Annotated in this window: 24 protein-coding genes and 3 tRNA genes; 19 read left to right on the forward strand and 8 right to left on the reverse strand. The window is 44.5% G+C overall.

What is annotated here, in order from left to right; translation table 11 throughout:
- The first annotated feature begins 986 nt into the window (after positions 1–986).
- The 9 genes from N477_RS05555 to N477_RS05595 all read left to right on the forward strand — a co-directional run bounded on the left by N477_RS05555 (position 987) and on the right by N477_RS05595 (position 9142).
- Entirely contained in the window at positions 987–1700 is a 714-nt protein-coding gene (locus tag N477_RS05555) for a beta-ketoacyl synthase chain length factor (protein ID WP_063361966.1), read from the forward strand.
- A 217-nt stretch (positions 1701–1917) separates the two neighbouring features.
- Positions 1918–2184 carry a phosphopantetheine-binding protein gene (locus N477_RS05560; protein WP_063361965.1) on the forward strand — a complete coding sequence of 89 codons (267 nt, stop codon included), beginning with the start codon at positions 1918–1920 and terminating at the stop codon, positions 2182–2184.
- A gap of 390 nt (positions 2185–2574) precedes the next feature.
- Positions 2575–3930, forward strand: coding sequence for an AMP-binding protein (locus tag N477_RS05565; RefSeq protein WP_063361964.1), 1356 nt, complete (start codon positions 2575–2577; stop codon positions 3928–3930).
- Positions 3923–4270 (forward strand): hypothetical protein, encoded by a 348-nt coding sequence (locus N477_RS05570; protein WP_063361963.1) that lies wholly within the window; start codon positions 3923–3925, stop codon positions 4268–4270. Before N477_RS05565 ends, N477_RS05570 begins: the two co-directional genes overlap by 8 nt.
- A 199-nt stretch (positions 4271–4469) precedes the next feature.
- Complete coding sequence (locus N477_RS05575; RefSeq protein WP_063361962.1) at positions 4470–6017, forward strand: HAL/PAL/TAL family ammonia-lyase; 1548 nt, start codon at positions 4470–4472, stop codon at positions 6015–6017.
- Complete coding sequence (locus tag N477_RS05580) at positions 6004–6444, forward strand: acyl-CoA thioesterase (protein ID WP_063361961.1); 441 nt, start codon at positions 6004–6006, stop codon at positions 6442–6444. The genes N477_RS05575 and N477_RS05580 overlap by 14 nt, the downstream gene beginning before the upstream one ends.
- Before the next feature lie 168 nt (positions 6445–6612).
- Positions 6613–7803 carry a beta-ketoacyl-ACP synthase gene (locus N477_RS05585; RefSeq protein ID WP_063361960.1) on the forward strand — a complete coding sequence of 397 codons (1191 nt, stop codon included), beginning with the start codon at positions 6613–6615 and terminating at the stop codon, positions 7801–7803.
- Positions 7784–8242 (forward strand): hypothetical protein, encoded by a 459-nt coding sequence (locus N477_RS05590; RefSeq protein ID WP_063361959.1) that lies wholly within the window; start codon positions 7784–7786, stop codon positions 8240–8242. The genes N477_RS05585 and N477_RS05590 overlap by 20 nt, the downstream gene beginning before the upstream one ends.
- 102 nt (positions 8243–8344) lie before the next feature.
- On the forward strand, positions 8345–9142 hold the full coding sequence (locus tag N477_RS05595; RefSeq protein WP_063361958.1) for a VOC family protein: 798 nt from the start codon (positions 8345–8347) through the stop codon (positions 9140–9142).
- On the opposite strand, the gene N477_RS05600 is transcribed toward N477_RS05595, so the two are convergent.
- On the reverse strand, positions 9132–9878 hold the full coding sequence (locus N477_RS05600; RefSeq protein ID WP_081216462.1) for a hypothetical protein: 747 nt from the start codon (positions 9876–9878) through the stop codon (positions 9132–9134). The genes N477_RS05595 and N477_RS05600 overlap by 11 nt on opposite strands.
- 142 nt (positions 9879–10020) lie before the next feature.
- Between N477_RS05600 and N477_RS05605 the strand changes: the two genes are divergently transcribed.
- The 3 genes from N477_RS05605 (at position 10021) to N477_RS05615 (ending at position 13545) form a co-directional block, all read left to right on the forward strand.
- Entirely contained in the window at positions 10021–10686 is a 666-nt protein-coding gene (locus N477_RS05605; RefSeq protein WP_063361957.1) for an SDR family oxidoreductase, read from the forward strand.
- 104 nt (positions 10687–10790) lie between these two features.
- Complete coding sequence (locus N477_RS05610; RefSeq protein WP_063361956.1) at positions 10791–11192, forward strand: hypothetical protein; 402 nt, start codon at positions 10791–10793, stop codon at positions 11190–11192.
- Positions 11193–11208: 16 nt separating this feature from the next.
- Positions 11209–13545 carry a fatty acid cis/trans isomerase gene (locus tag N477_RS05615; protein ID WP_063361955.1) on the forward strand — a complete coding sequence of 779 codons (2337 nt, stop codon included), beginning with the start codon at positions 11209–11211 and terminating at the stop codon, positions 13543–13545.
- Between the two features lie 48 nt (positions 13546–13593).
- On the opposite strand, the gene N477_RS05620 is transcribed toward N477_RS05615, so the two are convergent.
- Entirely contained in the window at positions 13594–14220 is a 627-nt protein-coding gene (locus tag N477_RS05620; RefSeq protein WP_063361954.1) for a peroxiredoxin-like family protein, read from the reverse strand.
- A gap of 119 nt (positions 14221–14339) precedes the next feature.
- On the opposite strand from N477_RS05620, the gene N477_RS05625 reads away from it, so the two are divergent.
- Positions 14340–14960 carry a dUTP diphosphatase gene (locus N477_RS05625; protein ID WP_063361953.1) on the forward strand — a complete coding sequence of 207 codons (621 nt, stop codon included), beginning with the start codon at positions 14340–14342 and terminating at the stop codon, positions 14958–14960.
- 1 nt (position 14961) lies between these two features.
- Here N477_RS05625 and yrfG read toward each other — a convergent pair whose 3' ends face one another.
- Complete coding sequence (gene yrfG / locus N477_RS05630) at positions 14962–15633, reverse strand: GMP/IMP nucleotidase (protein ID WP_063361952.1); 672 nt, start codon at positions 15631–15633, stop codon at positions 14962–14964.
- Positions 15634–15693: 60 nt separating this feature from the next.
- Between yrfG and nudE the strand changes: the two genes are divergently transcribed.
- The 5 genes from nudE to N477_RS05655 all read left to right on the forward strand — a co-directional run bounded on the left by nudE (position 15694) and on the right by N477_RS05655 (position 17620).
- Positions 15694–16257 carry an ADP compounds hydrolase NudE gene (nudE, locus tag N477_RS05635; RefSeq protein WP_063361951.1) on the forward strand — a complete coding sequence of 188 codons (564 nt, stop codon included), beginning with the start codon at positions 15694–15696 and terminating at the stop codon, positions 16255–16257.
- A 1-nt stretch (position 16258) separates the two neighbouring features.
- Complete coding sequence (gene cysQ, locus N477_RS05640) at positions 16259–17050, forward strand: 3'(2'),5'-bisphosphate nucleotidase CysQ (protein ID WP_063361950.1); 792 nt, start codon at positions 16259–16261, stop codon at positions 17048–17050.
- A gap of 251 nt (positions 17051–17301) precedes the next feature.
- Positions 17302–17378, forward strand: a tRNA-Met gene (locus N477_RS05645).
- Between the two features lie 44 nt (positions 17379–17422).
- Positions 17423–17499 (forward strand) — tRNA-Met (locus N477_RS05650).
- Between the two features lie 44 nt (positions 17500–17543).
- Positions 17544–17620 (forward strand) — tRNA-Met (locus N477_RS05655).
- A 134-nt stretch (positions 17621–17754) separates the two neighbouring features.
- Here N477_RS05655 and N477_RS25930 read toward each other — a convergent pair.
- The gene (locus N477_RS25930) at positions 17755–17922 is read right to left on the reverse strand and encodes a hypothetical protein (protein WP_155731814.1); all 168 of its coding nucleotides are present in this window, start codon (positions 17920–17922) and stop codon (positions 17755–17757) included.
- A gap of 209 nt (positions 17923–18131) precedes the next feature.
- Here N477_RS25930 and N477_RS05660 point away from each other — a divergent pair, with 209 nt between their 5' ends.
- A complete protein-coding gene (locus tag N477_RS05660; RefSeq protein WP_063361949.1) occupies positions 18132–18356 on the forward strand; it encodes a hypothetical protein in 225 nt (74 codons plus the stop codon).
- Positions 18357–18562: 206 nt separating this feature from the next.
- Here N477_RS05660 and N477_RS05665 read toward each other — a convergent pair whose 3' ends face one another.
- From N477_RS05665 to N477_RS26270, 4 genes are all read right to left on the reverse strand, one after another.
- Positions 18563–19747, reverse strand: coding sequence for a dipeptidase (locus N477_RS05665; protein ID WP_063361948.1), 1185 nt, complete (start codon positions 19745–19747; stop codon positions 18563–18565).
- A gap of 88 nt (positions 19748–19835) precedes the next feature.
- The gene (locus N477_RS05670; protein ID WP_063361947.1) at positions 19836–20090 is read right to left on the reverse strand and encodes a YheU family protein; all 255 of its coding nucleotides are present in this window, start codon (positions 20088–20090) and stop codon (positions 19836–19838) included.
- A gap of 10 nt (positions 20091–20100) precedes the next feature.
- Positions 20101–21081: a hydrolase gene (locus N477_RS05675; protein WP_063361946.1), complete on the reverse strand. Its 981-nt coding sequence runs from the start codon at positions 21079–21081 to the stop codon at positions 20101–20103.
- Between the two features lie 185 nt (positions 21082–21266).
- Positions 21267–21407 carry a hypothetical protein gene (locus N477_RS26270; protein ID WP_196760586.1) on the reverse strand — a complete coding sequence of 47 codons (141 nt, stop codon included), beginning with the start codon at positions 21405–21407 and terminating at the stop codon, positions 21267–21269.
- Positions 21408–21503 lie beyond the last annotated feature (96 nt).

The raw sequence follows: 21503 nt of genomic DNA on the forward strand, positions 1-21503 counted from the left end.
CGAATAGTAAAAAGCCGCTCATTGAGCGGCTTTTTTTATGTTTTTTTGCCATAAATAGAGTTAGCACTTTTTAAACTTAGTTGGTGCTTGTCTCATCGTTTGTCAAAATGGCTCACTTCACCTTGCGTAAAAAGAGCGAATTCACTTCGTTCACTGTCGCTAACCTTTTACACCTTTCTTGCGTGAAAGAAATGTACTTACTGTGTTCGTTGTCATCAACCTTTGGCACTACGTCACCCTGAACTCGTTTCAGGATCCATGTTTTCTGTTTTGAGTTGGCTGCTGTGCTTGGAAAGGGCTATTGGTTTTGTTCGGTTAAAATGGCTTATTTCACCTTGCGCGAAAAGAGTGTCAGTGCTTCGCACTGTGTCACAAGCCTTTCGCACGATATTCACCTTGCGCGAAAAGAGTGTCAGCGATTCGCGCTGTGTCACAAACCTTTCGCACGATATTCACCATGCGTAAAAAGAGCGGGCTCACTTCGTTCACTGTCGCTAACCTTTTGCACCTTTCTTGCGTGAAAGAAATGTACTTACTGTGTTCGTTGTCATCAACCTTTGGCACTACGTCATCCTGAACTCGTTTCAGGATCCATGTTTTCTGTTTTGAGTTGGCTGCTGTGCTTGGAAAGGGCTATTGGTTTTGTTCGGTTAAAATGGCTTATTTCACCTTGCGCGAAAAGAGTGTCAGTGCTTCGCACTGTGTCACAAACCTTTCGCACGATATTCACCTTGCGTAAAAAGAGCGGGCTCACTTCGTTCACTGTCGCTAACCTTTTACACGACAAAAAAATGACCGTTAAATCGATAAAATATATGTTTACTTTCATTTTTTAGGATTAATAAATTCCTTTTTTGGTGCGTTTTTTAACCTTTTTATCCAATTACCCATAGCGAGCACAGATCGATTGAGGTAACATAAATTGGTTAAGGATACCTCGTTTAGAAATATTTAAACTTACTGAACATGTATATGGGAAGCGTCATATGAGATTTGAACTCGCAATAGATGACAGTTTTTTTATTAGTTCTACCCAAATAGGGAAAATTGAATTAAAAGATCTGATCAGCAAATTAAAGCCAATGCAAAAAAGGCGCCTAAGCAACTTTTCAAAGCTTGCGATAGGTGCTTTATTGAACCTAGATGAGCAGCTGTTAGAAGATGAAGATTGGGAGTTGGTGTTTGCCAGCCGCCATGGTGATTTTCATAAAACCAGCGAATTACTTACCAGCTTAGCGCTAAAAGAAAGTGTTTCTCCTTCAGGGTTTAGTTTATCCGTTCATAACGCCGTAGCAGGCATGTACTCAATATTTATGCAAAAGAAAGTGCCTATCACCGCTATTGCTGCGGGCAAGAATGGCTTGTTTGCAGCGTTAACGGACGCATATATACGCTTGGAAAGTAAGCAAATAAGCAAGGTTGTGGTGGTATTAGTCGACCAAAGTTTGCCAGAGCAGTTTGCACAATACAGTGATGAGCAGCAGAAAGATTATGCTCTCGCAATGGTTGTATCCAAAGTAGATGAGCGACAAGGCTCGCGACCTAATAATCTCCGTTTTGTTCGCGATCAACATGTACCTCATGCCGATGATACCGCTGAGCCGCCTGTGTGTGAGTTTGCAAAGTGGTTAGATGCAAATCAAGCGCAGCTAAACTTATCAGGTAGCAAGCAAAGTTGGGCTATTGAGCGACTAAATTAGCGCAGACACAGGCATAAGCTAATAGATTTATGCCCATTTCAAATTTAATAAAATTAAAGTGTTTTAACAAAAAAACAGTGATAGTATCCCAATTAGGAACCGTTGATTAACTTTTTGTTAAAGTCTAGTCGGGCTTCTACTCACTACATATGGTCAAACTCTCTAGAGCATTAGGTTATGCATGATTTGCCGAGAGTCGAAAAAGGAGTTGAACAAAATGGCACACGCTGAACTGAATTTAGCAGTTAAAAAATTGATTATTGAAAGCCTCGAACTTGAGGATATTTCACCAGAGGAGATCATTGATGATGAGCCTCTATTCATTGATGGACTTGGCTTGGACAGTATTGATGCACTTGAGCTGGGATTAGCAATTAAAAAGCAATATGGCGTAAAAATTGACGCAAACAGCGAAGGCACGAAGCAGCATTTTGCTTCTGTTGCGAGTCTATGCGCTTTTATTGCCAGCCATGAGCCTGCATAAACTTGTATTTCTCAACGGTCAATCTTCATCAAGGTTGGCTGTGAAAGCGCTTTACACGAAAGACGAGCCTACTCGCTTTACACAAATGCGTTGATTGTCTGTGAAAAGCGCCAAGTACCTTGTTGGGGATTTAAAAAGGAAATTATGTCAGATATTGAGCTGTAACTGCGCTGAGCTTGGGTGGTGAGGATGTGTATCCTGTCTGATTATTGGCTGTAAAGCGGGATCTAGTTCTCAAAGCTGATGGCTTTTAGTTTATGCATTGTTCTTTGTTGGTATGAAAAACACTTTCAACCGCAAAGTTTGTGCGAGCTATAACAAATGACACCAGGCATTGGTAGAACCGGCCATTTTAAATGGCCGAAAATAAGGACATACGCTAAGTAACTTATGCTTGAATCAATCGACTGTGCACCACAGGCCTTTTCGTTTGTGGATCACCAACAAAATGAAATGAATGCTGATACTTTCTGGCGTTATTGTGCCGAGTACCAGCAAAAAATAAGGCATTTACAGGCCAATAATACTGAAGTAACGGTGATAAGAGCTGCCTTATTCGATACTGAACCAGGGGCGTTTTGCTACAAGTTATTTGCATTACTCAACCAAGGCGTTGAGGTCGTTTTACCCGCCAATATGCAGCCCGAGACCTTGTCTGAAGCGCAGCAAACTTGCGATTTGGTGTGCGGCAATGCCCCATGGCAAGCTACGTCACATCATATAGATAAAATGACTGTGAGTGGCGAGAATGAGTTTGCCCAACAGGCAAACTGGCCTAGTACTGGACAGCTCGTATTTTCAACCTCAGGCTCGACGGGCAAAAGTAAATTGATCATTAAGTCTTGGGTAGCTTTGCTCAGGGAGCTTAATCAGTTAGTGGGTCAGTTTCCTCACCAAGGTGCGATAACTTTTATTCCAACAGTGCCCCATTATCATATTTATGGTTTGCTATTTAGAGTGCTTTTACCTATGCAGCTGGGTGCAACGATCTATGCGATAAAGGCATACCCCGAACATTTTCTACCTATTTTAGCTCAGCCACAAACTCGTCGAGTGGTGGTGGTTTCGAGCCCTGCATTTCTTGAGCGATTAAGTGAAGACACGGTGCTTGATGATTACGCAGATAAGCTTTGTTGTTTTGTTTCTTCTGGCGGCGTACTGAGCGAGCATGCGGTGGACAGTCTCTATGAACACCTTAGCGCCATGTTTTATGAAGTGTATGGCAGCACAGAGTCAGGTGGCATTGCTTCGCGTATTCACGGCCAAGTGTTCCAACCGCTTTGGACGCCGTTTGAGCTTATTAAGGTGCGTGCGCAGGCGAATACGCAGCGTTTGATATTGGACTCTGTCTATTTAGACGACGTTGAAATCAAAATGGATGACAAAGTTGAGATATATCCAAATGGCCAGTTTAAGTTGTTAGGGCGTATTGATAGGACGGTCAAAATCGAAGAAAAGCGGGTCAATTTATCAGATTTGGAGCGTTACCTCTGTGAACATGATGGAGTAGACACGTGTCGGCTACTGGTTATTAAGCGTCAAAGGCTACAGTTGGCGGCTGTTGTGGTAGTTAATGAGTCTGTTGGTGAAAGGCCAGGATTTAAGTTAAGCCAACAGTTAAGAAAACACTTAGCAAATAAATTTGAGTTGATCTGTGTGCCTAAAAAGTGGCGTTATGTTGAGACTCTGCCAGTCAATGATCAAGGCAAAGTGACCATTGCAAATTTGGAGGGCTTGTTTGAATAAAGAGATAAAAATACCCGAGAGTCAGGTTGTCACTGAAAACCAGCAGGAGGTGGTGCTGCAACTCAGTATTACAGCTGACGTGATGTATTTTCAAGGCCATTTTCCCAATGCCCCCGTTTTACCAGGTGTTGTGTTGCTCGATTGGGCGGTGCAATTCGCACAGCGTTACTTTCCATTTTTCTCAGCTCATGTGATGGAAGTGCAAGCGCTGAAGTTTCAGAAAGTTATTCACCCAAATAGTCAGGTGATATTAAATCTGAATAAGTCAGGGGACAACAAGGTGGTGTTTAGATATCACTCCTGTGAGGGACTGCATGGTGCTGGTAGGTTGTTGTTTTAATTTGTGATTAGTTTTGAGGGTTCAAATTGTCTCGAATGAAGTGGGCAATTTGAATGACGTAAGGAAACGTTGAGTGAGCTTGTTAAAGATGTGTGCTTGTAAGGTATGAATGTGGTGATGTGATAGTCACAAATCAAGCACAACCGTTGGCAAAGTGATCATGTGGTTCAACGCATTTTAATGTGAAGAGGGTAGGTGAGTGAGTAACAGTTTTATCACGTTTGGCGAAGGAAGGCTGACGATTAAAGATGTGGTTGATATTGCAATGAGCCGCGCCACAGCATCGATCAGTTGCAACCCCCAGTTTGAACAAAAAATAAATTCGGCGGTGGCTTTTTTAGATGGGTTATTGCAAGAAGAAGGCGTTATTTATGGCGTAACAACAGGGTATGGCGACTCAGTCACCGTGGATATACCACTAGATCTTGTCAATGAATTACCACTGCATCTGACGCGTTTCCATGGTTGTGGGCTCGGGGCGTATTTTGATGAAGTGCAAGGTAAAGCAATCTTAGCAACGCGTTTAGCTTCTCTATGCCAAGGGTATTCTGGGGTTGATTGGCCGATGTTAGAACGACTGCGAGATTTCATTAACCATGATGTTATTCCACAGATCCCACAGGAGGGCTCTGTAGGGGCAAGCGGAGACTTAACGCCTCTATCCTATGTCGCTGGCGCCTTAGTTGGGGAGCGCAACGTGATGTATCAAGGGGAAGTCCGTGCTGCGAAAGAAGTCATGGAAACATTAGGATTAATGCCCATCACACTTCGTCCAAAAGAAGGCTTGGCGATTATGAATGGCACGGCGGTAATGACCGCATTATCTTGCTTGGCCTATGAGCGAGCACGCTATTTAAGTCGACTTGCAACGCGCATCACCTCATTGGCAAGTATTGCATTACAAGGCAACTCACACCATTTTGATGAAATTTTATTTAGTGTTAAGCCGCATTTGGGTCAGCAGCAAGTTGCAGCAAGGATCCGTTCAGACTTAAGACATGTAGAACATCCGCGAAACTCACCTAGATTGCAAGACCGCTATTCTATTCGCTGTGCGCCTCATGTGATTGGCGTGTTAGAAGATAGCTTACCTTTTTTCGAGTCGACCATTGAGAATGAGCTTAACTCTGCCAATGACAATCCGATAATCGATGGCGTTGGGGAGCACGTGTTGCATGGTGGGCACTTTTATGGGGGGCATATTGCGATGGTGATGGACTCGATGAAAACAGCGGTTGCTAACCTTGCAGATTTAGCGGATCGCCAGTTGGCATCTTTGGTGGATACCCGTTACAACAATGGGCTGCCTTCTAATTTATCGGCCAGCAGCGAAGCGCGTAAATACATTAACCATGGCTTCAAAGCCGTTCAGATTGGTGCATCAGCGTACACCGCAGAAGCACTAAAGCTGACCATGCCTGCCAGTGTTTTTTCTCGCTCTACAGAGTGTCACAACCAAGATAAGGTGAGCATGGGCACGATTGCGTCAAGAGATGCGCTTCGTGTATTACAGCTAACAGAGCAAGTGTTGGCCAGTACGTTACTGGCGGCTGTGCAAGGAGTGCGTTTACGCATTCGTCAAAATCAACTGAGCCGTGATGATCTGGCCCCAAGTGTGGGTGCCATGTTTGATGATATTGATACGCTTTTTCCAATGTTAGAAGAAGATAGACCGCTTGAGTCAGTATTAAGAGAGACCATCGCGGCGATTCAAACTCAGAAGTGGGCATTATATGAAAAAGCTTAAGCCGTTGCTTGAGGCCAGTGTAGAAATTGAAATTCCGTTTCATGATTGCGATCCCATGAATGTGGTTTGGCATGGTAACTATGCGCGTTATTTTGAAGTAGCGCGTTGCAAGTTATTGAGCGCCTATGAATGCGGCTATGACAATATGGAGAAAATTGGCTATGTGTGGCCAATTATCGATATGCAAACGCGGTTTGTGGGGTCGTGTGTATTCGGGCAAAAAATTAATGTCTCAGCCCAACTATTGGAGTATGAAGACCGGCTAAAAATCGCGTATCTGATCACGGATGTTGAGAGCGGTAAAAAGCTTACAACGGGTGTGACCACGCAAGTGGCTGTGGAAATGGCCAGTAAAGCCATGCAATTTACAACCCCACAACCGCTTGCTCAAAGGTTGCGAGAGGCCATTGCCGCATCAGCTGCGTAATCGGGGTTCATTGTGGCACGAAAATAAAAACCGCGAGTAATATCTCAGTGAATACTGATGAGCTCAGGTGCAAAAGAAAGGATATTTTGAAACTGATAGCACACATAGTGTTGGCAAATGTGTGCGCTATCAAAACACACTCAAAGAAGCGTAGGATTGAGTTAAATTATGACGACATTTTTAAATGATTTTGGGGTTGTGTGCGCGCTTGGAAATAATAAAAGCGAAGTCAAACAGGCGCTACATCATCCAGAGCTAGAGTATCAGAGCTTAGACCATGAGTTGCATTTGGACGGTGATCCTGTCTATGTGGGAAAAGTTAAAGGGGCATTACCGGATATGTCTGCTTTTCCCTCGTATCAGCAGACGCGTAATAATGCGCTGGCATTAATGGCCGTACAACAGCTTGAACCAACATTATCTCCCTTGTTAGCTAAGTTTGATAGTCAACGCATCGCGGTGATCATTGGCACGACGACGGCTGGGGTGCGTACGGCTGAGGAAGCGGTCGCGCATTACATGGCGGCAGATGCTTTTCCTGCAGAATATGGGCATCAATGTCAGGAATTGATTGCTCCGGCACAGTTCCTCGCTGAATATTTGGGCGTAAATGGCCCAACTTATACTATTTCAACAGCTTGCAGTTCGAGCACTAAAGTGATGACGACTGCGCATATGCTGCTCGATACCGATATGGCAGATGTGGTGTTATGTGGTGGTGTTGATTCACTGTGCCAATTAACTGTGAATGGCTTTGAAGCACTGGACTCAACATCACAAAGCTTGTGCGAGCCATTTAGTGAAAGTCGCGACGGGATTAACCTCGGTGAAGCCGCTGCATTTTTTGTCATGTCCAAACAGCCCGGTCCAGTGGCATTATTGGGCGTTGGGGAGACATCAGATGCTTATCATATTTCAGCGCCTGATCCCAGCGGGGATGGTGCTATCCGTGCCATTAATATTGCTTTAGAGATGGCCAATCGTACCCCAGAAGATGTGGATTATATAAATCTCCATGGTACAGGGACAATTAAAAATGATGAAATGGAGTCAAGGGCGGTGTATACCTTGTTTTCGGATAAGGTTCCTTGTAGTTCTACTAAGCGTTTAACAGGCCATACGCTCGGTGCAGCGGGTGCGCTCGAGTTGGGTTTATGCTGGCTGCATCTGACTGATGCAGACACGCCGCTTCCGCCGCATAAAATGACAAAGCCACGTGATGAATCTCTAGATCCGATCCAATTGGTGCAATCAGTGACTCAACAGGCTTCGCGTATTTGCTTGAGCAATTCCTTTGCATTTGGTGGCAATAATATCAGTGTGTTAATTGGTCAGGCCGATGCAGCAAAATCGCTATGACATTAATCAGTTGATAGCACATCGAGCACCAATGGCATTGCTGAGTCGGCTTGTCGAATACGATAAGCAGCAAGCCATTGGTGAAGTCACTCTAAATGCGCAGTCGACTTTTATGACAGAGCAAGGGGTCGCGAGTTATGTGGGCATTGAATATATCGCGCAAGCTATTGCGGCCCTTGCCGGCGCGAATGCGTTGGATGCAGGGCAAGAAGTAGACATCGGGTTTTTACTGGGCACACGCAAATACCAAGCTCAGTGCGCGCATTTTCAAGCAGGGAAAACGCTGCGAATTCATGTGACACAAGTTCATCAGGACGAGTCGGGGCTCGCTCTGTTTGACGGGCAAATTCTCTGTGGTGGAGATACGGTGGCTGCGGCGCAAATAAAAGTATTTCAACCCAAAGATGCTACCCAGTTTATTTCCGCTTCAGACATGTAAATCGGTGTTTAGCGTGAACTTACTGACTCTCATGTCATCATTGCGAATGACCTAAAATCTGCTTAACTGTACAGAGTAAACAGCAAGATAGGAATTGAGCACATGGCATTGATTGAACGAAGTCAGGTAGGCGAGTTTTGTTGGTCTGAGCTTTGCAGCGCAGATTGGGCGGCAGGCAAAAGTTTTTATACTCAGTTGTTTGATTGGCAAAGTGTTGATCAGCCCATTGGTGAGGATTGTTATTACACCATGCTGCAAAAGCATGGCGTTGATATTGCTGCCATGTATGAAATGATGCCAGAGCAGCAAGCGGCAAAAATTCCAAGTCATTGGCTTGGATATATTGCGGTAGATAATGTGGATCAGCTGGCCGAGCGGGCAACGGCATTAGGGGCTGAGATCATTGCGGGTCCCCATGATGTACCCGAAGCTGGACGCATGGTAATGCTACATGAACCAGGAGGGGCGCATTTTGCCCTGTGGCAAGCCGGTGCGCACATAGGCACTCAGCGAGAGCTCGAAGCTAATGTCCCTTATTGGTATGAGTTGGCCAGTCAAAATAGTGCCAAAAGTGAGGCCTTTTACTGCAATTTACTGGGTTGGAAAGCTGATCATCAGGCGATGGAAAATATGGATTATGTGGTGTTTAGTCATCAAGGTAAACCCGTCGCTGGTATGCTCGAAATGACGGATGAATGGCAAGGTTTGCCACCACATTGGATGTTGTACTTTGCGGTGCTGGACTGTGACAAGTTAGCTGAAAAAGCAACCTCATTGGGCGGCGAGGTCTGTGTCCCACCAACAGATATCCCACAGGTTGGGCGCTTTGCTGTGATAACTGACCCTCAAGGAGCGGTATTTTCCATTATGGCCTCTGCGATGGATGAAATCACAAGCTAGCCGGAACATGGTTGGTTAGCTTGATAATTTCACCATCGCAATCGGCAAACCCATTATTGATGCGATCAATAAAAGCGGCAAATTCGCCGCTTTTCATCATGCCTTGAATAATGCTATCAAGCTTTGGCACCAATGCTTGATGTTTTTTGTGAATATAGTGGCGTATCACAATGCCCTTGGCGGGTAAAATACGCATGTAAATTTTATTCAGTCCGGAGCTGCATAAAGAGCCAATACTAAAGTGATCGGTTGCAAGCAATTGGTCACTGTGATGCCGTGTTAATGCCTGAAATGCCGAAACATTGTTTTTAACACCATGGCAAGTGAGTTTGGTACGACGACAAAAGCTGGTGGTGATCAAGCTTCCTTCAATGGTGATGATGTCACTGTCATTGCTGATGTGACACAGCTCTGGCTTTAAGCAAAATACCGCAAGTCGAACAGTGGCTAAGGGGGTCGGAATAGCAATAAGTTGAGTGTATGCGCTCATTTCATTTGCGGCACGTCCAGCCTCCGCATCAAAGCGGCCACTGTCGACCCATTGCAATCCACGCTGTGTTGGCAAGTAGTGAAAGCTCGGTTGGATATCCAGTGGGCCATAAATACGTGTGAAGATATCCTCGATTTGCTCTTTGGCTAAATGGAATGACAACCCCTCACTGATATTGATGTTGAACTCTTTGGCTAATGACTGATTGCATACCCACAGTAACATCAATGCAATTAAGCGATACACAGTTCTTCCTAATCTTTGCTGCTTGGTTTAAGCCTAGCAGAAGTCTTCAATTGCAGGCAGTTTGCGTGTAATTATTCTCTTGAATCCCACTGTGTTTGCCCCAACAACTAAGATAAATCGTGACCTAAACTAAGAGGGAAACATGACCAAACACGTAGTGATCACTGGAGCAAATAGAGGTATCGGACTGGAGTTTTGTCGTCAATATAAGGCGCAGGGCCATCAAGTGACGGCTGTGGTGAGACGCTCATCTGCAGAGCTTGATGCATTAAACGTAGACGTGATTGATAATATTGATGTAAGTCTTGAGCAGGATGTTGCGCGTCTAGCTGAATTAATGGCATCGAAGACCATTGATATACTGATAAATAATGCCGGTATTTTTAGTAATGAAAGTCTTGCTGAGATGGATTTTTCCCAGCTAGAAGCCCAATTGGCTGTCAATGCGGTGGCTCCAGTGCGCGTGACACATGCACTGCAATCTCATCTCTCAAGCGGCGCTAAAGTAGCGATGATCACCAGTCGTATGGGTTCAATTGAAGACAATGGCTCTGGTGCTTATATTGGCTATCGTATGTCAAAAGCCGCGCTCAATGCGGCAGGAGTGAGTTTGGCCCATGAGCTTAAACCTAGAGGCGTTGCTGTGGCACTACTGCATCCTGGATTTGTACAAACGCAAATGGTCAATTTTGCCGGCGATATTTCTGCACAGGCGTCAGCAGAGCGATTGATCTTGCGTATAGAAGAACTCAATCTGACAAACTCGGGGTCATTTTGGCATTCAAACGGTGAGTTATTACCTTGGTAATTAAATGACGGCGATGGGTCGAGTACAGCGGCCCACGCATTGTTGTTCGGGGCTGCGCTGGTGAACTATGCTACACTTGCAAAAAAATCACCTCAGAGACCCGTATGGAACTGCAAGAAAATACGCCATTAACACTTCCTCTTTTTCAATTAAATGAGCAACTAGAAAATCGCGATATTGAGTCACCTGATATGCAATTGTCGGTTAACTTAACCTCTGATTTACTCGCGAACTTATGCCAAAACCCAGCACCAGAGCAAAGCATGAGCATTCCACTAGAAGACTATGCGGTGACTGACATTGAAGCCAGCTTTACAGCCGCTTTGAATGATGGACATCAAGCGCAGCTAATTTTAAATCATGGTCCCGTACTCAGTGCGGTTTTAAGCCCAGTAGGCGAAGAGATGCTATTTGTTTCTCCACCTGTCGACATGATGCCAACCTTCGATCTTGGTCTAGATGACGAAGATGATGAAGAAGACGAAGAGACGGCAAAAAATAGTTAAGCGAAGAGGGGAGTACATGTTGCAAAAGCGCGTGATTTGGCTGGCCAGTGCTCTGTTAGCACTCAGTGGTTGTGCCATACTGGGAGTGAGTCACTATGATGATTTATTTGGACCAGAGCAACCACGTCAACGAGTGGTTGATTACCGTCAAGGTGGCGCGCAGTATTTGCAGCAAGTAAAGCCCATTTTGGATAATCGCTGTGTGGTGTGTCACGGCTGCTATGATGCGCCTTGTCAGTTAAAGCTGAGTTCGCCACAAGGCATTGAGCGCGGATTGAGTAAAGCGTTGGTGTATGACGGTACGCGTATCTTAGCGACACCACCAACGCGCCTCTTATTTGATGCAACCACGACTGCCCAGTGGCGAGATAAGGGGTTTACGCCAGTATTAAATGAACGTGTGCAAACCCCTTATGCTAATTTGCAAGGCAGTGTGATGTATCACAGTCTACTGCTCAAACAGCGCACGGCGTTTCCTGTGCAATCAGTCTTAGGTGAAGAGTACGACTTTTCATTAGATAGACAGCAGACATGTCCAACGATGGATGAGTATGAGCAATACGCCAATACCAATCCACATGCCGGCATGCCCTATGGTTTACCGGCACTGACCTCTCAAGAATATGCTCAGCTGCAGAGTTGGCTTGAGCAAGGCGCACGGATGGGAGAAGTCCCCGCGCCAAAGACCTCTGTGATTGCTCAGGTCAATAAATGGGAAGTGTTTTTAAATCAATCAGGCAATAAACATCAGTTGGCTGCACGCTATATTTATGAACATTGGTATTTGGCCAATATCTACTTTAGTGACCATAGCCATTCAGACTTTTTTAAGTTGGTGAGATCAAAAACTCCACCTGGAGAGCCGGTTGAGTTGATCGCAACTGTTCGGCCATTTGACGACCCGAAAGTCTCACGAGTTTATTATCGCCTGATGCATGAGCGCAGCTCCATTTTGTCTAAAACACATCTGCCGCTGGCGCTCAGTGATAAAAAAATGGCCCGCTTGTATGCGCAATTTATTGGCAGTGATTATCAAGTATCTGAGTTGCCCGGTTATGCGCCCAAATTGGCCGCAAACCCATTTAAGACATTTGCAGCCATACCGGTTAAGTCGCGCTATCAATTTATGTTGGACGAAGCTGAGCTGATCGTAAAAGGCTTCATTAAAGGCCCTGTATGTCGCGGGCAAATCGCCCTGAATGTGATTAATGACCATTTCTGGGTAACCTTTGTTGACCCTGATAAAAATGCGTCCCCAGCGGTAGAAGCACTGTTGATAGCCCATGATGATGATTTGTTGTTGCCTGCAGCTGAGCAGAGTAATGCCTTGCCGCTATCGAGCTGGGCAAAATACGCCAAACATCAAAGTGATTACCTAGAAGCAAAAACGCGCTTGTCGGAAGAGATATTTAACCAAGGTGGTAAGTTAGACTTAAACTTGATCTGGCAAGGAGATGGTCATAACCCCAATGCAGCCTTGACTATTTTCCGTCATTTTAACAGTGCAACCGTTGTCAAAGGGCTTGTGGGGCAGCAGCCAAAAACCGCTTGGGTATTAGACTATGCACTGTTTGAACGCATTCATTATTTGCTGGTGGCTGGTTTTGACGTCTATGGCAATATAGGTCATCAATTAATAACGCGATTATATATGGACTTTTTGCGCCTGGAAGGCGAGCAGAACTTTTTGAATTTACTGCCGCAAAGCCACCGCCAAGCCATTAAACAGCACTGGTACCGCAACTCTCATTTGAGTTTAAGCGAGTTTATTAATCGCAAGAGCTTGTTGGGCGCACCGAGCCATATTCAGTATCACAGTCACGACCCACAACGCGAGCTCTATGACAAATTGACAGCCTATTTAACACCTGTATTGCATACAGAATATGATTATATGTCAGTCCCTGAGACGTTAAAAACACTGAATCATTTATCCATTGAAGCCATCAATACATTGCCGCAAGTGACGTTTATTTTGGCAAGCGACGAGTTGGGCGAACTCAAGGGCTATACCTTGCTGCGCCACAATGCCCATTTTAATATCTCATCTTTACTGAATGAAGCAGGTCAGCGAGCGTATAAAGAGGATTATGTGACCCTGTTACCAGGTTTTGTTGGAGATTACCCTGAAGCCATATGGTACTTGCCAAATCAAGCGCACATAACCGCGTTTAGCGATGGCTTAAAGCAGGTCTCGGATGAAGCAAGTTATCAGGCGTTAAAAGCGCAGTTTGGGATCAGACGCACCCATCCTCAGTTTTGGCAATATAGTGACTTACTGCATCAGATTGCCCAGCAGGCGCGAGGTGTAGAGTTTGGTCTATTTGATTACAACCGATTAGAGAATCGATAAATAAAAAAGTGGTGACAGCAGCTCAGCTGACACCACTTATCGCCTCGTTTAAAGTTTACTGGATGCTGTCGCTGCAGCGAGTAACACATTTTCATCCAAACGCACTTTGTAATTTGGATTCGCGTATTGGAACTGAATTAAGCCCTTTTTATCGATAACAAAGACTGCAGGCACAGGGAGTGCAACACGGTCCTTCCCATCGAGGTCGACAAAGTTCACGCCTAACTTGTTACGATATGCTTTGGCGGTTTTGTCGTCCAAGTAGTAAGCCAACCCGAGTGCTTGAGAATAAGCCAGCTCAGCATCAGACAGCAGCATATAATTGGGTGACTCTATGGTGCTTTTAGCAAGAGACTGTGGTGAGTCTGGTGAGATAGCCACTATCTGCACACCTAATTTTTTCAGTTGCGGCTCAATTTTTTGGATCCCGTTTAGTTGGCGCACACAGTATGGGCACCATCCGCCACGATAAACGACCACGAGGGTCGTTTTGTTTTGATATAGCTTGGCTAAATCGACCGCTTTACCCTGATTATTTTTTAATGTTATCGCTGGCGCCTCTAATCCCGGTAGCAGCGGCGCCACCGTTTCTTGTGAATTACTGATGTTGGTGACAGTGGCCGCAGATGCGCTTGGTAGCACAGCTAACAGTAAAGCAAAGAGTAATACTTGCATAAGTTCCTCGATAAAAATGATTGGTCAGTGATATAAGACAGGCAAAGTGACGAAAGGCTTTCGCTCGGGTATGATATTGTGTGTAACTTTTATAATTTATCAGGTCAAAGAGAGCGAATATGTCTGCAAATATCACAAAGCTGGTGGTAATGCTGGAAATGCAAAATGCGATGAATACCAAGGTGCATGAGCAATGGTTTAGTCAGGGTTTTGAATGGTATCGAGCAATTTGGGTCGAGTGTGCAGAAATGCTAGACCACTACGGTTGGAAGTGGTGGAAAAAACAAACGCCAGACACAGAGCAGGTGATCTTAGAGCTGGTAGATATTTTTCACTTTGGTTTATCACTGCGTATTGATGGCGAAACCTCATTTGAAGAGTTGGCAAAGCAGTTAGATAAAGAGCTTGCTGCTCCGAGCCAAGCTGATGACTTCAAACAAACGCTTGAGTTGTTGGCAGCCAGTGCTGTGGCTGACAAAGCATTTAATGCGGCAGCATTTGCAGGATGCATGGCGCAAATTGGTATGAGTATCGATGATTTATACCGAGGGTATGTGGGTAAAAATACGTTGAACTTCTTCCGTCAAGATCACGGTTACAAAGAGGGTACCTATATCAAAGAGTGGGATGGCAAAGAGGATAATGAGCACTTGGTGGAGATAGTTAAAAGTCTAGACACTGAGCATCCAGACTTTGCTAAGCAAGTATATAGCGGCTTACAGGCACGCTACCCTGCGTAATTTACGTAATGGGTAAGAGTGTACGATAGTCACTGATGGCCATATAGTCAGTGATCTCCTTTGGAGGTTGCTGACTGTCAGGGTTATTGATCGCCAATAAGTGGCCAATGCCATATTCTTTTGCAGCAGCTAATACGCTTAAGCTGTCATCTACAAATAAAGTCCGCGACTTATCAAAACCAAGGTCTGCTTGCACTTGCTGCCAAAGAGATTGACTTTCTTTACTGACACCATATTCATGGGTCGAAATGATCTTGTCCAAGTAGCCATCGAATTGCGTGCCAATGAGCTGAGTGCGCTCTATTTTAAGGCTTAAGCTATCTGGGTGGGCATTGGTAAGTAGCACCAATTCTTTACCTGCATCTTTGAGCGCCTGTAAAAAGTCTGGCACATCCTCTCTGAGCGAAATGAGATGTTCCACTTCGCGTTTGAGTTCCATAATCGGTAGCTGAAGTTCTGCTTGCCAGTAATCAAGGCAATACCATTCAATCTGCCCTGTTACGGCTTCATATCTGGCAAGAATATCTGCGCGAGCTTGTTCAAGCGTAAGGCCCTGTCTGAGTGCATGGGCTTTGGGGATGATCTCCAACCAAAAATGGTTATCAAAATGAAGATCTAAAAGGGTGCCGTCCATATCGAGTAAGACGGTATCGATTTTTGACCAATTTAGCATAGGCTTTTAACTGCAAAGGCTTTATGATTAGGTTATCCACATCATAGCAAATAAAAGTTTATGTCACAGAAAAAGCATCCCTGTCCGCCGGAAATTTTGTCATCTGATGTCGTTGCCTCGAGTCGGTTGTTTACCGTTGAAGCTTTATCCTTAGAGTTTTCAAATGGTGAGCGAAGGCAATACGAGCGGGTTAAAGGTGGTGGTCGCGGGGCGGTCATGATTGTGCCAATAACGGCTGAAAATGAACTATTATTAGTAAGAGAATACTGTGCAGGCACACATGACTATCAACTGGGCTTCCCTAAAGGGCTCATTGATCCAGGTGAGACACCCATAGAAGCTGGTAATCGAGAATTAAAAGAGGAAGTCGGATTTGGCGCCAATGAATTTGTCGACTTAAAAACGGTTTCTCTTGCGCCCAGCTATTTCAAAGCACATATGCATATTTTATTTGCAAAAGATTTGTACCCTGAACGTTTAGAAGGAGATGAGCCGGAACCGCTGGTGGTGGTGAAATGGCCCCTTGATGACTGGCAATCTCTACTGGATCAAAGTGACTTTACTGAAGCGCGTAGTGTGGCTGCACTGTTGTTATTACAGCAGCATTTATTAAAGGAGGTTTAAATTGCAAACCTACTTAGAGCCATGTATTGAACTTGCGCAATTGGCAGGTAAGGCCATTATGGCTATTTATCAGCAAGATGATATTGGTCAACAGGAAAAGTCTGATCATACCCCTGTCACTGCCGCTGATTTGGCTGCCAATGAGGTATTGCTCAATGGCTTAAAAGCGCTCGCGCCGGATATTCCCGTGATGTCTGAAGAAACGCCTATTCCCCCGCTTGAGCAGCGACAAGATTGGCAACGTTATTGGCTTTTAGACCCAATGGATGGAACCGGTGAGTTTATTTTGCAAAGTGGCGATTTTGCGGTCAACATTGCTTTGATTGAGGGGAATCAGCCCGTATTGGGTGTGATCCATTGGCCAGCAAAAAATGTCACTTATTTTGCGACTAAAGGGGCCGGAGCATATAAGCGCTCAGGCGAGACGGATGAGCAAATATTCGTGGCGCCACCTGATACGCTAACGCTTGCTGTGAGCCGACGACAAAAAATCGAAGCAGTGAGCCAGTATTTAAATAGTCAGTTTGATACGATTGCACTGGGCTCTTGCTCATTAAAAGCGTGTATTATCGCTGAAGGCAAAGCGGATTGCTTTTTACGTGTCGGCCCAACAGGAGAGTGGGACACGGGGGCATCTCAAGTGATTGTAGAAGAAGCGGGCGGATGTATTACTGATGCACAATTCAATCCGTTGACTTATAACCAAAGAGAGACCACTGAAAACCCTGACTTTATTGTTATGGGTCACCCTGATTGGCAGTTTCAGAAGTTGATCAGCCCTCATCAAAGGTAATGAGTAAGGTTCTGGCTGCGTATTTTTGTCATGTAACGTGGGTAAAATACGTGGTTGGCACGTTAAGCTTTCTACTCAAATACGCGCTTTTCTAAAGAAAAACACAGTTTTGCCGTATTTTTGTTCATTTGAGCAATTATTTTTTGTCAAATCCTTGCAATAAAAATAAATTTAGATATTATAGCGACCTCTTTAAGGAAGAGCTGCAAAGCACTGACTTAAAGAAGCATCGATTTATTGATGCATACAGGCGCGGGATGGAGCAGCCTGGTAGCTCGTCGGGCTCATAACCCGAAGGTCGTCGGTTCAAATCCGGCTCCCGCAACCAACTTCTTAGTTAAGAAAGAAGCAAAACAAACTTAACATTACAGGCGCGGGATGGAGCAGCCTGGTAGCTCGTCGGGCTCATAACCCGAAGGTCGTCGGTTCAAATCCGGCTCCCGCAACCAACTTCTTAGTTAAGAAAGAAGCAAAACAAACTTAACAATACAGGCGCGGGATGGAGCAGTCTGGTAGCTCGTCGGGCTCATAACCCGAAGGTCGTCGGTTCAAATCCGGCTCCCGCAACCAACTCCCTGTATTAATCAAAAATATCACTGATTTATTTCCCCTTTAAATTAATATCACTCATATTTATTAAAATAATTTTTTTCTGTTTATTTAAAATAAGCGCACTATTCAGTACGCTGGTTATTTCTTATCGCTTAACAGCGGCAAGATGAGCGGTTACCAATGCAGCTATGTGCAATTGAAGCTTGGCAGCATGCTGTATTAGCGGTTCTTGCCCCTGCGATATTTGGTGTCTGTGCAGGATCTATTACTTTTTCATGTGTTAGCGATTTAAGCTTTTTTTTCTCTATTTTTAGTTTCATTAAACTTTCCTTTTTAACTGATTCAAAATAAAAGTGACCGTTTAGACGTCACCTCAAAAAATAACTTAATACATGTCACGTGAGAAATAAATATAAATAACAAGTTTACAAAACTTTACGTGGGATTACTTTGAAGATTTTGGCTTATAAATTAGATTAATAATGGAAAGCGGCGCTGCTTCTAACTTAAAATTAAAAAGGAAATTAAAATGAAATTATCTCTTCAAAAGAAAAAACTAAAAACCTTGTCTAAAAGCCAAAGTGTCATGACAGAGCAAACACCAAACGTTGCCGGTGGTGCTGCATTTAATACCACAAGACCGGGTTCTACATGTCAAAATACAACAGCTTGCCCATCTAGAGATAGGCCTGATACTTGCAAAACTATTTCAAGAGAAATCAGCTGCCTAATTGGTCACAGTTGTCTGTGCTAATATCATAATATATCGCAGTGGGGGCGTGGGCTTTCGCTGCTTTTGTAAATCAATATCATTTCCTCATACGTATGCTTACACTCATTAATAAATTAGAAGTCGCTATTTAGAAGTGCCTAAATTGGGGTTTTAATATTGCAAAAAGTGATGTTCTATTTAGTTACTGATAAAAGCGCAGGCAGGCTGAGTAGCCCACCTGCTATAAATTAAAATTGAGCAGAAAACGCTTCAGCTTGTTTCCAGACTCTGAGGGTATTCCCACCTAAAATCAGTTTAATGTCTTTATCACTATAGCCGCGATCAAGCAGGCCTTGCACAAGATTCGGGTAGGTAGAAACATCCTTAAGCCCGATTGGCAGTGAGTCGCCTACGCCATCGTAATCAGAGCCAATACCGACGTGCTCGATGCCAATCAGTTTAACCACATGATCAATATGGTCTAGTACCTGCTCTAAAGAGGCGAATGGGAATGGGTTACGTGCTAAATACGCTGCACGAAAATCCGTTTTTGTGGCACCGCGACTGGTTGCTTCTTGTTCTGCCTCGCTGCGCTTGTCATACCATTTTCGTGATGCTGAGGTGACAAAGCTCGAGCCAAAGTTTATTTGGATAACACCGCCATTTTTTTTCAACGCCAATAACATGTCATCATCCATGTTACGCTCAAATCCCGGTGTATATTTTCGCAGCGATGAATGTGATGCAATCACGGGCACTTTTGAGATCTCCATGACCTGATAAAACGCTTTATCAGAAATGTGTGAGACATCTATCAACATGCCCACTTTGTTCATTTCGACAACCAGATCTTTACCAAAGGGACTGAGGCCTTTCCATTTTCGACGTAAATCATAAGACGAGTCAGAAATATGGTTACTTTGAGAGTGTGCCAGTGTGATGTAGCGTACGCCTCTGTCGAAGAAGTGTTGTAAGTTCTTCATCTCTCCCTCAATAGGCGAGCCGTTTTCCATACCCATCGCAATTGACATCAAGCCTTTGTCAAACTGTGACTCAATATCTTTAGTGCTGTGGGCAATGGCAAACTTATGTGGCGCACGATGAACCAGCGCTTCCATACCATCAATGAGCTGGTTGGCAAGCTGATAGCTTTTCCCTTTCCCCTCAAACTCAAGACTGGCAGGAATGTAAATTGACATAAAAGGCGCATTGAGTCCGCCCTGCATAGCGCGTGGGTAATCAAAATCCCCGCCTTCGGTGGCTTTTGAGACATCGTCCCACTTCATGTTAATTCTATAAGGAACATCAATATGGGTGTCGATGAGCAGGTTTTCTTGTGCCAAGCGAATGGCACGTTCGGATGCGGTGTATTCTTTTGCATGGACAGAGGTGGTTGCCAATGCCAGAACACAAAGAGCTAAGCTTAACTTCATGTTTGCGCCTTTATTATGATTGTGAAGTTTGATTGTAACAACTAATTATAAAGGCTCAATATGCGGTGTTATTTTAATCGCTGAATTATTAATAAACGGGCTCAGAAGTATAATCTTGGCTTTGCATCGCATGAAACTCAGCTTTACTGACAATATTCACGGACTCATGGAGCTCCGAGAAGACAATTAATGCTTCTCCACTTTGTAGTTGCGCTTTTACTTGCGCCACTTTTTGCTCTGTGGTGATTTCGCTGTCGCCATAGTCTGTGCCTTCACGCAAAACATAATGCTCAATCAAACTAGCGAGTGTTTCGGGGGCAATTTGTTGATAAGGAATAAGCATACAGATACCGCTATTTAATAAGTGAATGAATATAGTCAGGCACGATCTTTTCGAGCCAGTAAACAGGTTTGAATGGGTTGTTACCCGCAATAAAGCCTACATGTCCGCCTTTTGAAGAGACCGCCAACTTAACCTGTTTACTGACCTGCTCTGCTAAGGGGATCGCTTGCTTTGAAAGCATGGGGTCATCCTCTGCGTGGATCAGTAAGGTTGGGGTTTCTATTAGGCCGAGGTATGGCTGTGAACTGGCTTGAGCGTAATAATCTTCAGCCCCCTTAAAGCCATGCAGTGGCGCTGTGACGCGGTCGTCAAATTGCCATAAATCGTTTATCTTGGCTAGTTCATTGGCAGTCAGATTAATCGAGCTTTGTATTTGGTTGAGCTTGCGTGAAAAAGAGTGCTTCATCCTATCTAATAAATATTTTTGATAGAGCTTATAGCAGCTTTTCCTGATCACCTGACATGATGAAGAGAGGTGGTAGGGGGCAGAAACGACTGCCGCACCCGCTAAGCGGCTTGCTTGACCTTTTTCACCGAGATATTTGGCAAGGACATTGCCACCTAAAGAAAAGCCGACAGCGAACAGCGCTCGACCCGGAAAGCGTTTGCTCAGTGTTTGAATTAAAAAGCCTAAATCCTGCGTTTCACCACTGTGATAGGCGCGGGGTTGCTTGTTTACTTCTCGAGAGCAATTGCGAAAGTGCATCAGTACGGCATCTAACCCAGAGCGCGTGAGCGCCCGCAACATCCCTTTGGCATAAAAGCTGTTGATATTGCCTTCTAAGCCATGCAGAACAACAACCAAAGGGGCATTTGGGTTGCCATTATTAGCCCAAGCTAATTCTAAAAAGTCGTCATCTGGCGTAGAGAGGTGTTCAAAATTGACATTGGCTTTTAAGTTTGGTCGAAATGCGCGAGGAAGTATGGTTTGAACGTGTCGGTTGCGCATCCACCAAGCGGGCCGAAAATTTAGATCAAGCTGCTTTGACATAGGACGGTGACATTCTCTTGTGACGGTTAACTTAAACAGTGTACCAAAGCTGCAACCAAATGAGTATGTGTGTCGATGAGATATAAAAAGCACCCGACCAGCGAAGCTGATAAGGTGCTTTGTGCGTCGTGCTTAATTCTGAAACGGGAACTAAATTTACTTAACAATAGTCAGGTGACTTGCTTTTACTCTGGTACTTCAGCCTCGTTGACCTTTTTCACAAAGTAATAGACATAGTAGATACACAGCGCAATGACGACGCCAAGTAGACCGAATGATAAATACAATACTGGGTCGGAAAAGAAATCTCTAAAGAATACGTTCATGGCTGTGACTCCTCAATTTGTCGATGAGTAAATAGTAGAGGAGCCTTGCTGATAGGGTTATGATCGAGATCAAGTTTATTATTTAGCCGATATGCA

Origin of the sequence: Pseudoalteromonas luteoviolacea H33-S, from assembly GCF_001625695.1 — a bacterium.
In the GTDB taxonomy this organism is placed as follows: Bacteria; Pseudomonadota; Gammaproteobacteria; order Enterobacterales; family Alteromonadaceae; genus Pseudoalteromonas; species Pseudoalteromonas luteoviolacea_B.

Bases quoted from the DNA above. Each gene is read 5' to 3' on its own strand.
- N477_RS05580 (WP_063361961.1), top strand. From the start codon at position 6,004: ATGAAAAAGCTTAAGCCGTTGCTTGAGGCCAGTGTAGAAATTGAAATT.
- N477_RS26270 (WP_196760586.1), bottom strand. From the start codon at position 21,407: ATGAACGTATTCTTTAGAGATTTCTTTTCCGACCCAGTATTGTATTTA.
- N477_RS05585 (WP_063361960.1), top strand. From the start codon at position 6,613: ATGACGACATTTTTAAATGATTTTGGGGTTGTGTGCGCGCTTGGAAAT.
- N477_RS05625 (WP_063361953.1), top strand. From the start codon at position 14,340: ATGTCTGCAAATATCACAAAGCTGGTGGTAATGCTGGAAATGCAAAAT.
- N477_RS05565 (WP_063361964.1), top strand. From the start codon at position 2,575: ATGCTTGAATCAATCGACTGTGCACCACAGGCCTTTTCGTTTGTGGAT.
- N477_RS05595 (WP_063361958.1), top strand. From the start codon at position 8,345: ATGGCATTGATTGAACGAAGTCAGGTAGGCGAGTTTTGTTGGTCTGAG.
- N477_RS05555 (WP_063361966.1), top strand. From the start codon at position 987: ATGAGATTTGAACTCGCAATAGATGACAGTTTTTTTATTAGTTCTACC.
- N477_RS25930 (WP_155731814.1), bottom strand. From the start codon at position 17,922: ATGAAACTAAAAATAGAGAAAAAAAAGCTTAAATCGCTAACACATGAA.
- N477_RS05670 (WP_063361947.1), bottom strand. From the start codon at position 20,090: ATGCTTATTCCTTATCAACAAATTGCCCCCGAAACACTCGCTAGTTTG.
- N477_RS05675 (WP_063361946.1), bottom strand. From the start codon at position 21,081: ATGTCAAAGCAGCTTGATCTAAATTTTCGGCCCGCTTGGTGGATGCGC.
- N477_RS05615 (WP_063361955.1), top strand. From the start codon at position 11,209: ATGTTGCAAAAGCGCGTGATTTGGCTGGCCAGTGCTCTGTTAGCACTC.
- N477_RS05620 (WP_063361954.1), bottom strand. From the start codon at position 14,220: ATGCAAGTATTACTCTTTGCTTTACTGTTAGCTGTGCTACCAAGCGCA.
- yrfG (WP_063361952.1), bottom strand. From the start codon at position 15,633: ATGCTAAATTGGTCAAAAATCGATACCGTCTTACTCGATATGGACGGC.
- N477_RS05560 (WP_063361965.1), top strand. From the start codon at position 1,918: ATGGCACACGCTGAACTGAATTTAGCAGTTAAAAAATTGATTATTGAA.
- N477_RS05665 (WP_063361948.1), bottom strand. From the start codon at position 19,747: ATGAAGTTAAGCTTAGCTCTTTGTGTTCTGGCATTGGCAACCACCTCT.
- N477_RS05590 (WP_063361959.1), top strand. From the start codon at position 7,784: ATGCAGCAAAATCGCTATGACATTAATCAGTTGATAGCACATCGAGCA.
- N477_RS05610 (WP_063361956.1), top strand. From the start codon at position 10,791: ATGGAACTGCAAGAAAATACGCCATTAACACTTCCTCTTTTTCAATTA.
- N477_RS05660 (WP_063361949.1), top strand. From the start codon at position 18,132: ATGAAATTATCTCTTCAAAAGAAAAAACTAAAAACCTTGTCTAAAAGC.
- nudE (WP_063361951.1), top strand. From the start codon at position 15,694: ATGTCACAGAAAAAGCATCCCTGTCCGCCGGAAATTTTGTCATCTGAT.
- N477_RS05605 (WP_063361957.1), top strand. From the start codon at position 10,021: ATGACCAAACACGTAGTGATCACTGGAGCAAATAGAGGTATCGGACTG.